This is a genomic window from Pseudomonas putida (assembly GCF_002741075.1).
Lineage (GTDB): Bacteria > Pseudomonadota > Gammaproteobacteria > Pseudomonadales > Pseudomonadaceae > Aquipseudomonas > Aquipseudomonas putida_T.
The window spans coordinates 2,303,673-2,317,133 of the sequence record NZ_CP016634.1 but is presented as its reverse complement, the minus strand read 5'-3'; the positions used below and the strand labels follow the sequence as shown (position 1 = coordinate 2,317,133).

The window sequence follows — 13,461 nt, the reverse complement described above, 5'->3', positions numbered from 1 at the left end:
CATGATCGATCATTGCGCTTTCAACGGCGATGCTGATGGCCTGTGCGCCCTGCAGCAGCTTCGCCTGGCGGGTGAGCTTGACCCGGGCGTACGCCTGGTCAGCGGGGTCAAGCGCGACATCGCGCTGCTGGGCCGGGTCAAGGCCCGGCCGGGGGAGCGGGTGACGGTGCTGGACATCGCCCACGAGCAGAACCGCGAAGACGTCCAGCGCTTGCTGGCCGACGGCGTCCAGGTGCGTTACTTCGACCATCACTTTCCCGGTGAGCTGCCCCAGCACCCGGCCTTCGAGGTGCACATCGACACGGCGGCGCACGTGTGCACCAGCCTGCTGGTCGACAACTGGCTGCAGGGCAAGGCCCATCGCTGGGCGGTGGTGGCGGCGTTTGGCGATGGCATGGCCGGGTCTGCACGGGCCTTGGCGCAGCGCCACGGCCTGGGCGAGCCTGAGCTGACAGCGCTGGCGGAGCTGGGCCAGTTGCTCAATTACAACGCCTATGGCGACAGTGTCGCTGACCTGCACTTCGACCCGCTGGCCTTGGCCGCCGAGCTGCTGCCGTATGCCGACCCGCTGGATTTCGTGCAGCACAGCGAAAGCTTTGCCGTGCTGCGCGCAGGCTACGCCGCCGACATGGCCGCTGCTGCGGGTCTGTCGCCGTGGCGCGAAGGGCAGGGCATGCGCCTGTTCCGCTTGCCGGAGCAGGCCTGGGCGCGGCGGGTCAGCGGTGTGCTGGCCAATGACCTGGCCGCCGCCGCACCGGGGCGTGCCTTGGGGCTGCTCAGCGCCAAGCCCGATGGCGACTGGATGTTCAGCCTGCGCGTGCCGGACGGCGTGCTCTGGTCCGCCGATGCCTTCTGCCGCCAATTCCCCAGCGGTGGTGGTCGGGTGCGCGCCGCGGGTATCAACCGCCTGAGCACCGCACAACTGCCCGCACTCGCCGAGCGCCTGGCCGCCTGCTACCCCGGCTGACTCCTCCCACCCCAAGGGCCGCCTCGCGGCCCATCGCAGGCTCCGCCAGCGCCTACAACCGCCATCCACCGTGTAGCCTTCTTCGCGGGTAAGCCCGCTCCCACAGGTACCCCTGAGACCTTGAAAATATCGCTGAGCCCGTTCCTATAGATGCGGCGGTGCTCCAGAGCTTGTCGGCGAGAGTGGGAGCGGGTTTACCCGCGAAGAGGCGGGCACGGTAGGGCAGATGCCGCAGGCTTGGCCATCAACCTGCTCAGGGCTTGCGGGGCGGGTGGTTTGCAGGGCAAACAAAAAGCCCCTGGCCTTTCGACCAGGGGCTTTCGCAGCGATGAAACTTAGCGGGTGCCGAGCTTGCGCAGGTTGCCCGGGGTGAACTCGTCAGCGCCGAAGTTGCTGGCGTTGAGCTTGGCCGGGGTCTGGCCGTCGAGCAAACGGTCGACCATGTAGGAGCCGGCGATCAGGTCATGGTACAGGCCCAGGCGGGCATGGAAGCGCTGGATGTCGTAGGCATACACCGAGGTCTGCATGTTGGTGCGCCACAGTTGGCCACGGGCATCGTAGTTGTCGGCCAGGGTGGCGGCCCAGCTGTCTTCGTCGATGTAGAAGGTGCGCTTGGCATAGATGTGACGCGCGCTCGGCTTGAGGGTGGCCTGCAGGACCCAGACGCGGTGCTTCTCGTAACGCATCAGCTCAGGGTTGATGTGACCGGCGGCATTGATGATGTCGGCCTGGCTGACTTGCGGGCTGTCGATCTTGTAGTTGTTGTACGGGATGTAGATCTCTTTCTTGCCGACGATCTTCCAGTCGTAACGGTCGGTGGCACCGTTGAACAGGCGGTCCTCGTCGTACACGCGGAAGCCACCGGCTCCGGTCGGGGAGTCATAGCCCACGGTCGGCGCACGGCGCACGCGGCGCTGGCCAGGGGTGTACTGCCAGGCCTGGCGGGGTTGGGCGGCGGCGTTGATGAACTCGTGACCGACGACGATCTCACCCTTCTTGCGCACTGGCTCCAGGGTGGTCAGCAGGAAGTCGGTGAACACGCCGTTGGTGCTCTGCGCGTTCTGCTTGGGATCGGACCACAGCGAGTAGATCTTGTAGTTGACCTTCTCCAGCACGCGGTTGTTATCGGCGTAGACCACCACCTGGTTGTAGTTGGCTTCCTCGGTGATCGCACGGGCCTGCATGGTGTGGTTGAGGATCAGCTCGTTACCGTTCTTCGGTACCGGGAAGGGCGAGGCGCCGAAGGCGTCCAGGGCGTCATTGCCGTCGCTGCTGAGCTTGGCGCTTGCGGCGTTGCGGCTGATGGCTGCCTCGGTGTCCGGGTCGACACGAAAATCCCGGTGGCTGGGGTAGACCGGCATCTTGAAGGTCTCAGGGTAGCGCTTGAACAGCGCCTTCTGGCCCTCGGAGAGGTTGGCCGCGTACTGGTCCATGTTCTGCGCGGTGATGACGAACAGCGGCTTTTCGTCGGCATAGGGATCCGGGTAGGGCGTGCCGGGGCCTGCGAACTTCACTTGGGGTGGTGCGCCGCGCCATTTGCCGGTCCAGGCCGGGATGCTGCCGTCGGCGTTGCCGGCGCGTTCGGCGCCCATGGGCGTCAGGTCCTTGCCCAGGGATGCGGCATCGGTGCCGCTGACGTTGGCCTGCAGGGCCAGGCTGCTGCCGAGCAGGGCGACGGCGAGGGTGGTGCGTATCCAGGGATGCTTGAGATTGGACATTTCGATGATCCTCCGTCAGGGGCTTCAGAACCGGTATTTGAAGTTGAGCGCGACGTTGTCGCGGTCGGCCCAGGGCGAGTTGTTGGCGTTGCCCAGGTAGGCGCTGTAGAGGGCCTCGACGGTGAAGTTGCCGAGGTAGCGCCACGTGGTGCCGATGCTGGCGCGGTCGTCGCCCTGGCCGTAGTTGATCGAGCCGGTCAGGGCGCTGTCGTGCTGGGCGGCGGTGCTGAAGTTGATCGGCACCGACATGTCCCAGCCGCTGAACACGTCGTTGTAGTCGAAGTTGACCTGCACCGTGTAACCCCAGGCATCGCGATCGCCGACCAGCGAGTCGGTGCCCGGCAGGGAGAAGCCCGGGGCCAGGGTTAGCGGGTCGGACTTGTCATTGTTGAGCACGGTGTTGTAGACCAGCTCGCCGGTCAGGGTGGTGTTGTCGGAGAAAGCGTTGGGGCCGAACACGTGGATGGCCGATACCTGGGCCTGCAAGGTTTCGGCGCGTACCGCGCTGGAGAACCCGTTGTCGACCATCACCGGCTGGCCGTCGCGGTAGCTGACTTCACCGGCAAGGCTGGTGTCGCCGAGCACGGTGGCGAAGCTTGCGCCGTACAGGTCGATGTTGTCGAAGTAGCGTGCACGGTAGAAGCCCAGGTCGCTCTGGAAGTCCAGGGTCGGGGTCTTGTCGTGGTAGCGCACGTAGTACAGGCCGAACTCGGTGTTGTTCAGCGACGCTGCGCTGTAGCGCAGGGCCACACCGTACTGGCCGCTGTCGCTGGGCTCGTCGTCCGGCAGGCGGCGGACGAAGCCGGTGGCGTCGCTGTAGCCGCCACGGTCGATGAAGTCAGTGGTGGAGAAGTAGCTGCCGACCCCGAACAGGTCGGTCTTTTCCCATTTGTACTGGTAGTAGGCTTCCACATCCAGGTCGTCGGTCAGGCTGAACTGAGTGAATACCTGGCCGACCGGTAGCAGCACTTCCTTCACCTCGACGCCCGGGGTGGTCGCCTTGGTGGCATCGACCGGGCTCTGGGCGCCCGAGACGCCTGGGTAGAACAGGCTTTCACCCCAGCTCACCACCTGGTCGCCCACGCGCAGGTTGAGATTGTGCCCGCCCATGTCCCAGGTGCCATAGGCATAGGCATCGAGCAGGCGCAGGTCATCGCGATGTTGATCGACGGTGTCCTTGGGGAACTGGTTCGGTTTGCTGCACACGCCGCTGGCGAAGCAGTTGGAGGTACCGGTGTCGTTGTCGTTGCTCTGGTCGTAGGCCTTGTCATAGAAGCCCGAGGCGCGCATGAACAGGCCGTAGTTCTCTTTCCAGCGCAGGTTGGCCTCGGTGAGGAAGCCCACGCGGTCGGTGATCAGGTCGCCGCGATCGAAGGCGTTGTCGCCGTCGTTGCCGTCAGCGTTGGCCACGAGTTTGTGGTCACGCTTTTCGGTACGCCAGGCAAGGCTGTAGCTCACCGTGGTGTCCCAATCGACGCTCAGGTCATCGTTGGGTTGGAAGGTCAAGGCACTGGTCTGTTGGCTCAGGCCCCCGGCCAGCAGCAACAGGGATAGACGCACGTACGTGTTAAGGGGTTGGGGGGCGATTGTTGTTTTTATCATTGTCGTCCTCATGCGCGGGCATGCCTGCCCGACCGACGTTCCGGTTTTGGGAGGTGAAGCAGGGCCGACTATGGGACCGAGCCCTTGGAGCAACATCGTCCAAGTGGACTACGCGCTATGGGGGTGACTCGATAGTCCCATTGGACGATGCCCGGTCATGCACTGCGCCAGACAATCGAGCGAGCCCTTGGCCCCGGCCGCGTTCTTCCTTTTCCGGCGCGGGCTGTGGTGGCGTCTGCCCCGAGGAGGTGCGTGCATGATCAGGTGGGACGAATGTTGCGATGTGCTGGTGATCGGTTCGGGGGCGGGTGGCATGACCGCCGCGCTGCGAGCCCATGACCTGGGGCTCGATACCCTGGTGATCGAGAAGAGCGAGCAGTACGGCGGCACCTCGGCGGTGTCCGGCGGGGGGATCTGGATCCCCGACAACCACCGCGTAGCGGCCCTGGGCGGTGCGGATTCCGCCACCGAGGCGGTGGCCTACCTCAAGGCCGTGACCCATGGCGAGGTCGACGACGGGCGCATCGAGGCCTATGTCGAACACGCCCGGACCATGGTCCAGTACCTGGAGCGCGATACCCGCGTGCGCTTCGAAGCCCAGGCCCAATACACCGACTACTACCCCGAAGTGCCGGGCGGCAAGCCCGGCTACCGCTCCATGGACCCATTGCCGTTCGACGCCGCGCAACTGGGTGATGAATTCCTGCGTATGCGCGCGCCATCGCCTGGCACCCTGATGATGGGGCGCATGGCCATGACCATGAAGGAAGCGCGGGTATTGCTGTGCCGAGGCAAAGGCTGGATAGGCCTGACCGCCAAGGTGCTGTGGCGCTACTGGCGCGACCGCAAAGGGCGCAAGCTGTCGCGCCGCGACCGCTTCCTGACCCTGGGCAATGCCCTGGTAGGCGCCTTGCGCTGTTCATTGCTCGACCGGGGCGTGCCGCTGTGGCTCGACTGCCAGCTCGATCAGTTGCTGATCGTCGGCGAGCGCATCGGCGGGGCCCGGGTGCTGCGCGACGGGCAATGGCTGAACATCAAGGCCCGCCATGGCGTGATCATCGCCGCCGGTGGCTTCGAGCGTAACCAGGCGATGCGCGAGCAGTATCACCCGCAGCCTTCCAACGCCAGCTGGAGCGCGACCCCGCCCCATAACACCGGTGATGGCATTCGCGCGGCCCTGGCCGTTGGCGCCCGCACGGCGCTGATGGAACACAGCTGGTGGGCGCCGACCGTGCAGGTGGCGGGCGAAGAGAAGCAGCGTGCGTTGTTCGTCGAGCGCAACCTGCCGGGCTGCATCCTGGTCAACTCGGCCGGCGAGCGCTTCGTCAACGAAGGCGCCCCCTACAGCGACATCGTCTACGCCATGTACGCGAACAACCGCGAGGGGGCCACCAGTGTGCCGTGCTGGATGGTGTTCGACGCCCAGTTCCGGCGCAAGTACCCCTGCGGCCCGCTGTTGCCCGGCTATGCCCAGCCGGACTGGCGTTTGCCGCCCCACCTGCGCCAGGTGCTGCACAAGGCCGATGACCTGGGCACGCTGGCGGCGCAGATTGGCGTCGATGCCAGCGGCCTTGGTCGGACCGTGCAGCGCTTCAATGCCATGGCCGTCAGTGGCCGTGATGATGATTTCGGCAAGGGCGAGTCGCTGTTCGACCGCTACTACGGCGACCCCGGCGTGCAGCCCAATCCTTGCCTGGCGCCGCTGTCCAAGGGGCCGTTCTACGCGGTGCGGGTGGATGCCGGCGACATCGGCACCAAGGGCGGCCTGCTCACCAATAGCCACGCCCAGGTGCTGCACCAGGACGGCGGGCCGATCCTCGGCCTGTACGCCATCGGCAACAGCGCGGCGTCCATGATGGGCCGCACCTACCCAGGTGCCGGCGCCACCCTTGGCCCGGCGATGACCTTCGGCTACCTGGCGGCCAACCATATCCATGCCCATAGCGAACACAACCAGGGTCAACCGGCCCTGGCCACGACCGGGAGGTAAGCATGCACAACGAAAGGCCACAGGTAGCGTTGGTCACAGGCGCCAGCCGCGGTGTCGGGCGCGGTATCGCCCAGGCGCTGGGAGAGGCGGGCATGACCGTGTACGTCACAGGAAGGATGTCCGGGCAGGGCGGCTCGACGCTCTATGGCCAGGCCCTGGAGGGCGACCTGCTGGGCACGGCTGCGGCCATCGACGCGGCAGGCGGGCGGGGTATCGCCGTGGCCTGTGACCATGGCGACGATGAGCAGGTGCGGGCGCTGTTCGAGCGCATCGAGCGCGAATGCGGCAAGTTGGATCTGTTGGTCAACAACGTGGCCCATATCCATGACCAGCTGATCGAGCCGGGCCCGTTCTGGGAGAAGCCGCTGTCGCTGGTGCGCATCCTCGATGTCGGCCTGCGCTCGGCCTATGTCGCCAGCTATCACGCGGCGCCGTTGCTACTGCGCAGCGGGCGTGCGCTGGTGTGCTTCACCTCGTCTTTTGGGGCGGGCTGCTACATGCACGGGCCGGCCTACGGCGCGCAAAAGGCCGGCTGCGACAAGTTCGCGGCGGACATGGCCGTGGATTTCGAAGGGCGTGGCGTGGCGGCGGTCTCGCTGTGGCTCGGGCCGCAATTGACCGAACGTACACGCATCGCCGGGGAGCAGCATGGCGAGCAGTACCGCGCCTTCCTGGAGAACGCCGAGACCCCGCAGTTCAATGGGCGGCTGATCCATGCCTTGCTCAATGACCCGCAACTGGCCGAGTACAGCGGCCAGACCCTGATCAGCGCCGAGATCGCCCCGCGCTACGGCATCACCGAAGCCGGCGGTCGCCAGCCTCCCTCACACCGCGCCATGCTGGGCGAGCCCCGTCAGCAGCATCCAGCCCGGGTCATCTAGCCAGCCTCAGCGGCCCTTTCGCGGGTAAACCCGCTCCCACAGGGTTCAGCGCAATCCCTGTGGGAGTACGTCAGCAAAGGGGCAAAAAAGCTTTGCCCTCAACCATAGAATCTCCCACAGGTACAGCGGTGTTAGTGAAAGCACCGCAGGACCTGTGGGAGCGGGTTTACCCGCGAATAGGCCGGCGAAAGCAACACAAGACAGTCGCTCCACAGGTTCTGCAAGGAGCGGCCTTGTGCCGCGATGGGGCGCAAAGCGCCCTTGGGGATCTCAAGCGGGCACCGCAACCCAGTCGCGCAGTACCTGTTTGGCCACCTTGCCGGTGGCATTGAGCGGCATGTTGTCCAGCACCTGGACGCGCCGTGGCACTTTGTAATTGGCCATCTGTTCCCGGCACCACGCCAAAAACGCCGCTTCGTCGATCCGCTGCCCCGGCACCGGCAGCAGGAAGGCCATGGCCACTTCACCCAAACGCTCGTCGGCAATGCCGATCACCGCCGCCTGGGCCACGCCAGGATAGCGCACCAGGGTCTGTTCGATTTCCGCTGGGTAAACGTTGAATCCACCGGTGATGAACATGTCCTTCAGGCGATCGGTAATGCGCAGGTAGCCCTCCTCATCGAGTACCCCCACATCCCCGGTGTGCAGCCAGCCCTCGCTGTCGATCGCCTCGCGGCTGGCCTGCGGATCGTCCAGGTAGCCGCGCATCAGGTTGTAGCCGCGCACCAGCACTTCGCCTGGCTGGTTGGCCGGCACCGGCTGGCCTTGCGGGTCGACGCAGCGCACCTCGACGTCGGGCATCGCCCGGCCGCAGGTGGTGGCGACCCGTTCGGCGCTGTCGCCGGCGCGGCAGATGGTGACGAAGCCACAGGCCTCGGTCAGGCCATAGGCGGTGACGATGGTGGCGAAGCCGAGCTCGCTGCCCATGCGCCGGATCATCTGCACCGGGATCGACGCCGCGCCGGTCACGGCAACGCGCAGGCTGCCCAGGTCATACGCCTCGCGCTGAGGGTGGGCCAGCAGCGACTGGTACAGGGTCGGTGGCCCAGGCAGCACATTGATGCGCTCGCGCTGGATGGATTCGAGCAGCGCCTGGGTGTCGAACACCTGCTGCGGCAGCACGGTGCAGCCGCGCATCAGCGCCGCGACCCAGCCGGCCTTGTAGCCGAAGGAATGGAAGAACGGGTTGACGATCAGGTAGCGATCGCCCGCTTGCAGGCCAACGATTTCGCTCCAGTCGCGCACCACGCGCAGGTTCTGGCCATGGCAGCTCATCACGCCCTTGGGCTTGCCCGAGGTGCCGGAGGTGAACAGCAGGTCCGACAGGGTGTCGGCGTTCACCTGTTGCTCGCGCTCGGTGAGCTGGGCCTCGGACACCTGCTCGGCGAGGGCGAGAAAGCCCTCCCAGGCCAGGCCCTGGCGAGCCTCGCCCTCAGGGCGCAGGTGGATCACCTGGCGCAACGCGGGCAGCGCCTGGTCGTTCAGCAGGGCGGGGTAGTCGGTGTCGAGGAAGCGGCTGATGCAGAACAGCACGCAGGTGCCGCTGTCGCGCAGTACCTGCGCGGCTTCGGCGCCTTTCATGCGGGTGTTCAGCGGCACCAGGGTGGCGCCGACGCTGTGCAGGGCAGCGGCCGCGACGATCCACTCCCACAGATTCGGGGCCCACACCGCCACCCGGGCCGCCACCGGCACGTCCAGGGCCAGCAGGGCACGCGCGGCCTGGCGGCGCAGCTGGTCCAGGCGCTGGTAGCTGATGGAGTGGCCGGCGTCTTCGATGGCCGGGCGCTCGCCGTAGGCCTCGGCGGCCAGGGCGAACAGTTGCGGGAAGGTCTGGGCGTTTTCCACGGACGGCATGTGGCCTCCTCAGGCAGAGGATCGATATACGAAGGGGAGGGCCGGGCGCGAGGCCCGGCCGGGTCGGTCAGGCGCTGGGTGGGGCGAAGCGGCGGCCAGCGGAGAAACCGCCATCCACGGCGATCATCTGCCCGCTGACGAAAGACGCATCGTCGCTGGCCAGGAACAGCGCGACGTTGGCCACTTCTTCCGGCTGCCCGGCGCGGCTGAGCATGTGCTGCGAGGCGAAGAAGTCATGGAACGCCTGGTTCTCGCGAACCATGCTGGTCATCGGCGTTTCGATCAGGCCCGGGCACAGGCCGTTGACGCGGATGTTGGCATGGCCATAGTCGATGGCCATGCTGCGGGTCAGCTGGTTGATGCCGCCCTTGGAGACGTTGTAGGCGACGTTGCCGTCGCAGCCCTGCAGGCCGAAGATCGAGCCGATGTTGATGATCGAGCCGCTGCGCTGGGTTTGCATCTGCCCCAGCACATGCTTGCTGGTGAGCATGCTGCCGGTGAGGTTGATGTCCAGGACCCGCTGCCAGTCGGCGGTGCTGGCGCTGGTGACGCTGCCCTGGCTGGCGACGCCGGCGGCGTTGACCAGCACATCGATGCGGCCGAAGCGCTGGACGACCTCGGCCATCACCTGCTGCACCTGCTCTTCGTTGCGCACATCCAGGGTCATGAACAGGCCTGGGAAGTCTGCAGGTGCCTGGCCGACATCCAGCCCGACCACCTGGGCGCCCTCGGCGCTGAAGCGACGCACGCAGGCCAGGCCAATGCCTGACGCACCGCCGGTGACCACCGCGACCTTGTTTTGCAAACGAGCCATATTCGAACCTCTGTCTTTATTGTTGTGGAGCTGCTGCTGTGGCGAGTCTACCTGTTGTGGGGGCGGGTGGGATCGTCTGTAGGGACTAGGGCCTTGTGTTGCCTGTGCCGGCCCCTGCGGGAGCAACTGTCTTGTAAGGGCTGCAACGCAGCCCCGCTCGATCTCACGCCGGAAACTTCAGCCGCACCCGCGCACCCTGCGGATGCCCCTGGCACGCCAAGGTCCACCCCGCCGCCAGCTCGGCATTGCTGAGCACATCATTGCGGGTGAGCTGCGATTGCCCTTCCTCCACGGTGCACATGCACGCGCCGCAGAAGCCTTCTTCACAGGAAAACGGCACGTCCAGCCCCGCCGAGCGGCAGCTTTGCAGCAGGGTCTCCCCCGGTTGCGGCACGAGCTCGTGGGTCACCCCATCGAGCTCGACCACCAGCAGCTCGCACCCGGCGCCTTCGACCGGCACCTGTACCGCCTGCGAGCTGTCAGGGTCCGGCGGCGAGACGAAGCGCTCGGTATGAATGCAATCGCGCGCCTCGCCCAGCGCCAGCAGGGTGCCTTCCACGGTGTCCATGAACGGCCCAGGTCCGCAGATGAAGTAGTCCGCGCCACGCCAATGGCGCACCAGCTGGCGCACCTGGGCGGCGTCGAGAAAGCCCTGCAGCGAGTCCAGCACATGCACCACCTGCAACTGCTCCGGGTGAGCGCGGGTGAGCAGGCGCAGTTCCTCGCGGAAGATCACCGACGCCTCGTCACGGTTGGCATACACCAGCAGCACCGGGCGCTGACCGCTGTGCAGCACGGCCTTGAGCAGGGAGAACACCGGGGTGATGCCGGAGCCGCCACCAAACAGCACCAGCGGCCGGGTGGTATCGGCCGCCTGACGTTGGTCGAGGCAGAAGTGCCCAGCCGGTGGCAGCACTTCGAGCCAGTCGCCGGCCTGCACGTGCTGGTTCATCCAGTTCGACACCCGACCGCCGTCGACACGTTTGATGGTGACCTTGGGGCGTGCATCGGTCCATGGTGAGCTGGACATCGAATAGCAACGGGTCAGGCGCTTGCCGTCCACGGTCACCCGAAAGCTCAGGAACTGCCCGGGCTTGTAGGCGAAACGCTCGCGCAACGCTTCGGGGACGTCGAACACCAGCGAGCGGGCATCGGCGGTTTCGTCGATCACCGCGCACACCTGCAGGCGCAGGGTGCTGGCCGACGCCGAGTTGGCCTGGGCCTGGTCTGGGGCGGCCTGGATGTTCATATCAGGTGCCACTGATCAGTTGCGCGTTGCATGGTGGTTCTCCTTGTGGGGCTCGTTGGCGGGCTGCAAGCTCGGCCACATGGGCCGCGGCGCGCCGGCCGGAAAAGACACAGTCGGCCAGGGACAGGCCAGAGACATACAGGTTCGACGCCACGCCCACGGCGCAGCGGCCGGCGCCGTACAGCCCGGCGATGGGGGCGCCTTGCTGGTCGAGCACGCGGCCGCTTTGCTCGCACACCCGCAGCCCGCCCAGGGTCAGGGTGGGGCAGGGGTAAAGTTGGCTGTCGTAGGAAAGGTCCAGGCAGTACCAAGGGCCTTGGCCCAGGTCATGCAGCATCGAGGCGGATTTGCCCAGCGGGTCGGCGATCTCGCCACGGGCTGCCCGGCTGTAGCTGTCGACGCTATGGCGCAGGGCATGGGCGGGCAACTGGCAGCGCTCGGCCAACTGCTCCAGGGTATTGCCACGCCGGCAGTTGAACAGCAGGTTGAGCAGTACCGGCAGGCGCTGGAACGACCACACCTTGCCTGGCCTGACCTGTGCCAGCGCCTGGTTACGCAAGGTGCGATCGAGGATCAAAAGGGCACGGCCGCCCTGTTCCTCGACCATGGCGTGGCCCAGGGTGGCGCCGTAGAGTTCTTCGTTGCAGTAGCGCTCGCCTCGGGCGTTGACGATCAGGCCACGGGCCCAGGCCAGCGGCGGGTTGATGAAACGCCAGGCGCTGACTTTGTCCATGCGCCCGAGGCTGCCGCCCACACTGCGCCCCAGATCGATGCCGCTGCCGTCGCAGCCGCTGCTGCCCAGGGGCAGGCCATCAAGGTAGCGCGGCGCATGCTCGCCCAGCAGTTGGCGGTTGAACACGAAACCGCCGCTGGCCAGCACCACACCGTGCTCGGCGCGGACCAGCAAGGGCTGGGCATGGCGCTGTTCCAGGCGCTGCATGCTCGCGCGCAGCTTGGCGGACAGTGCCGGGACGTACATGTGCACGGCGGCGGCCCAGCGCGCCAGGCGGGCATGGCTGCGTGCCGCGCGGCTGCCGACGGGCAACTGCCACGCTTGGACGCCGATTACCTGGCCGTCACGGTCGATCACCAGGCGCCGCACCTGGCACTGGGTGCGAACCTGCACGCCATGGCGCCGGGCGCTGTCGGCCAGGGCACGGAACAACGCCGAGCCGGACATGCCCGAGCCCTTGGTCCGATGCCCGCGTGGTGCGGCGGGGGCATCCACGGCATAGGCCGGCACGGCCTCGTTGCCTGAGTAATAGAGGTAGTAGCGGTCGCTGGGGTAGGAGGTCTTGTGCGGGGCCATGCTGCCCTCGAACACCGCGCCCTGGCGTTCCAGCCAGGCCAGTTGCTCCAGGCTGCCTTCGCAGAAGGTGCGCAGGGTCTGTTCGCTGACCGCGTCTCCCACCTCCTTGCGCAGGTAGTTGAACATCGCCTCGCTGCTGTCCTGGTACCCGGCCTGCAACTGCTGGGGCGTACCGCCTCCGGCATAGACCACGCCACCGCTCAGGGCCGTGGCGCCGCCGCCGGCGAAGCGCTCCAGCACCAGCACCGAAAGGCCGCGACTGGCGGCCTCGATGGCGGCACTGGCACCGGCGCCGCCGAAGCCGACCACCACCAGGTCGGCACGCTGTTGCCAGTGCAGTTGCTCGGCGCTGTCGACGCGCAGCGGTGCTGTCACCGCGTGCTCCGTCATGGCCGCGCCTCAGCCGGCACTGGCCGCGAGGGGCGCAGGCTTGGCAGTGGTGGTGTAGTGGCCGTCCAAGTACACCAGCGGGGTGATGGTCGGGGTGGTGTGGATGCGCAGGATGCGACCGATGAACACCGTGTGGGTGCCGTAGGCGAACTGGCCATCCTGACGGCAAAGGATCGACGACTGGGCGTCGGCCAGGTACGGGATGCCTTCGTCGCTGGTCAGCCACTCACCTTGGCCGAAGCGCGCCTCGCCCTTGATGCTGCCGCTGCACAGGTGCGCCAGGTGCTGTTGCTCCAGGCCCAGGATGTTCACGCAGAAGCTGGCGCCGGCGGCCAATGCCGCGTGGGGCGAAGCGCTCTGGTTGACGCAGATCAGCAGCGATGGTGGCTCGGTGCTCAGCGAGTCCACCGCAGTGGCGGCCATGGCGAAGCGCTGGCTGCCGTCGCTGGTGCTGATGATGGTCACGGACTTGGCCAGGCGACGCATGGCCTGGAGCATGTCGGCTTTCAAATTGTCGTTGTCGTTCATCGCACGCCCTCGGGTTGGCTGTCTCAGTGGTATGAATTCTTCCAATGACTGCAAGGGGCAACATCGTCCAACGGGACTAGTCGATGCGCACCCTCACATGGTCCGTTTGAGGGATGTCGCGCGCGATTCACCTTGTTGCAATGCCCACGGTGGAGGCCC

10 protein-coding genes are annotated in these 13,461 nt (G+C 66.6%); 3 read left to right on the top strand and 7 right to left on the bottom strand.

All coding sequences use genetic code 11. The features are described from left to right. Window position 1 precedes the first annotated feature (1 nt). On the top strand, window positions 2-967 hold the full coding sequence (locus tag IEC33019_RS10605; RefSeq protein ID WP_070094485.1) for an acetyltransferase: 966 nt from the start codon (window positions 2-4) through the stop codon (window positions 965-967). Between the two features lie 335 nt (window positions 968-1,302). On the opposite strand, the gene IEC33019_RS10600 is transcribed toward IEC33019_RS10605, so the two are convergent. Then, the gene (locus IEC33019_RS10600) at window positions 1,303-2,685 is read right to left on the bottom strand and encodes a DUF1329 domain-containing protein (RefSeq protein WP_070094486.1); all 1,383 of its coding nucleotides are present in this window, start codon (window positions 2,683-2,685) and stop codon (window positions 1,303-1,305) included. Between the two features lie 24 nt (window positions 2,686-2,709). Next, window positions 2,710-4,287 carry a DUF1302 domain-containing protein gene (locus IEC33019_RS10595; protein ID WP_070094487.1) on the bottom strand — a complete coding sequence of 526 codons (1,578 nt, stop codon included), beginning with the start codon at window positions 4,285-4,287 and terminating at the stop codon, window positions 2,710-2,712. A gap of 256 nt (window positions 4,288-4,543) precedes the next feature. Here IEC33019_RS10595 and IEC33019_RS10590 point away from each other — a divergent pair, with 256 nt between their 5' ends. Both IEC33019_RS10590 and IEC33019_RS10585 read left to right on the top strand, forming a co-directional pair. Continuing rightward, window positions 4,544-6,277, top strand: coding sequence for an FAD-dependent oxidoreductase (locus IEC33019_RS10590; protein WP_070094488.1), 1,734 nt, complete (start codon window positions 4,544-4,546; stop codon window positions 6,275-6,277). A 2-nt stretch (window positions 6,278-6,279) separates the two neighbouring features. Continuing rightward, complete coding sequence (locus IEC33019_RS10585; protein WP_070094489.1) at window positions 6,280-7,158, top strand: SDR family NAD(P)-dependent oxidoreductase; 879 nt, start codon at window positions 6,280-6,282, stop codon at window positions 7,156-7,158. 270 nt (window positions 7,159-7,428) lie between these two features. Here the strand turns inward: IEC33019_RS10585 and IEC33019_RS10580 are convergent, their stop codons facing one another. The 5 genes from IEC33019_RS10580 to IEC33019_RS10560 form a co-directional block, all read right to left on the bottom strand. Beyond that, window positions 7,429-9,012: a FadD3 family acyl-CoA ligase gene (locus IEC33019_RS10580; protein ID WP_070094490.1), complete on the bottom strand. Its 1,584-nt coding sequence runs from the start codon at window positions 9,010-9,012 to the stop codon at window positions 7,429-7,431. A gap of 67 nt (window positions 9,013-9,079) precedes the next feature. Then, on the bottom strand, window positions 9,080-9,826 hold the full coding sequence (locus IEC33019_RS10575; protein ID WP_070094491.1) for an SDR family NAD(P)-dependent oxidoreductase: 747 nt from the start codon (window positions 9,824-9,826) through the stop codon (window positions 9,080-9,082). Window positions 9,827-9,989: 163 nt separating this feature from the next. Further along, the gene (locus tag IEC33019_RS10570) at window positions 9,990-11,075 is read right to left on the bottom strand and encodes a ferredoxin--NADP reductase (RefSeq protein ID WP_070094492.1); all 1,086 of its coding nucleotides are present in this window, start codon (window positions 11,073-11,075) and stop codon (window positions 9,990-9,992) included. Window position 11,076: 1 nt separating this feature from the next. Continuing rightward, window positions 11,077-12,774: an FAD-binding protein gene (locus tag IEC33019_RS10565; RefSeq protein ID WP_070094493.1), complete on the bottom strand. Its 1,698-nt coding sequence runs from the start codon at window positions 12,772-12,774 to the stop codon at window positions 11,077-11,079. A gap of 9 nt (window positions 12,775-12,783) precedes the next feature. Continuing rightward, entirely contained in the window at window positions 12,784-13,302 is a 519-nt protein-coding gene (locus IEC33019_RS10560) for a flavin reductase family protein (protein WP_070094494.1), read from the bottom strand. Window positions 13,303-13,461 lie beyond the last annotated feature (159 nt).

Excerpts from the sequence above, each read along its gene's own strand:
- IEC33019_RS10605 (WP_070094485.1), top strand. The coding sequence starts at position 2 with ATGATCGATCATTGCGCTTTCAACGGCGATGCTGATGGCCTGTGCGCC.
- IEC33019_RS10600 (WP_070094486.1), bottom strand. The coding sequence starts at position 2,685 with ATGTCCAATCTCAAGCATCCCTGGATACGCACCACCCTCGCCGTCGCC.
- IEC33019_RS10595 (WP_070094487.1), bottom strand. The coding sequence starts at position 4,287 with ATGATAAAAACAACAATCGCCCCCCAACCCCTTAACACGTACGTGCGT.
- IEC33019_RS10590 (WP_070094488.1), top strand. The coding sequence starts at position 4,544 with ATGATCAGGTGGGACGAATGTTGCGATGTGCTGGTGATCGGTTCGGGG.
- IEC33019_RS10585 (WP_070094489.1), top strand. The coding sequence starts at position 6,280 with ATGCACAACGAAAGGCCACAGGTAGCGTTGGTCACAGGCGCCAGCCGC.
- IEC33019_RS10580 (WP_070094490.1), bottom strand. The coding sequence starts at position 9,012 with ATGCCGTCCGTGGAAAACGCCCAGACCTTCCCGCAACTGTTCGCCCTG.
- IEC33019_RS10575 (WP_070094491.1), bottom strand. The coding sequence starts at position 9,826 with ATGGCTCGTTTGCAAAACAAGGTCGCGGTGGTCACCGGCGGTGCGTCA.
- IEC33019_RS10570 (WP_070094492.1), bottom strand. The coding sequence starts at position 11,075 with ATGAACATCCAGGCCGCCCCAGACCAGGCCCAGGCCAACTCGGCGTCG.
- IEC33019_RS10565 (WP_070094493.1), bottom strand. The coding sequence starts at position 12,774 with ATGACGGAGCACGCGGTGACAGCACCGCTGCGCGTCGACAGCGCCGAG.
- IEC33019_RS10560 (WP_070094494.1), bottom strand. The coding sequence starts at position 13,302 with ATGAACGACAACGACAATTTGAAAGCCGACATGCTCCAGGCCATGCGT.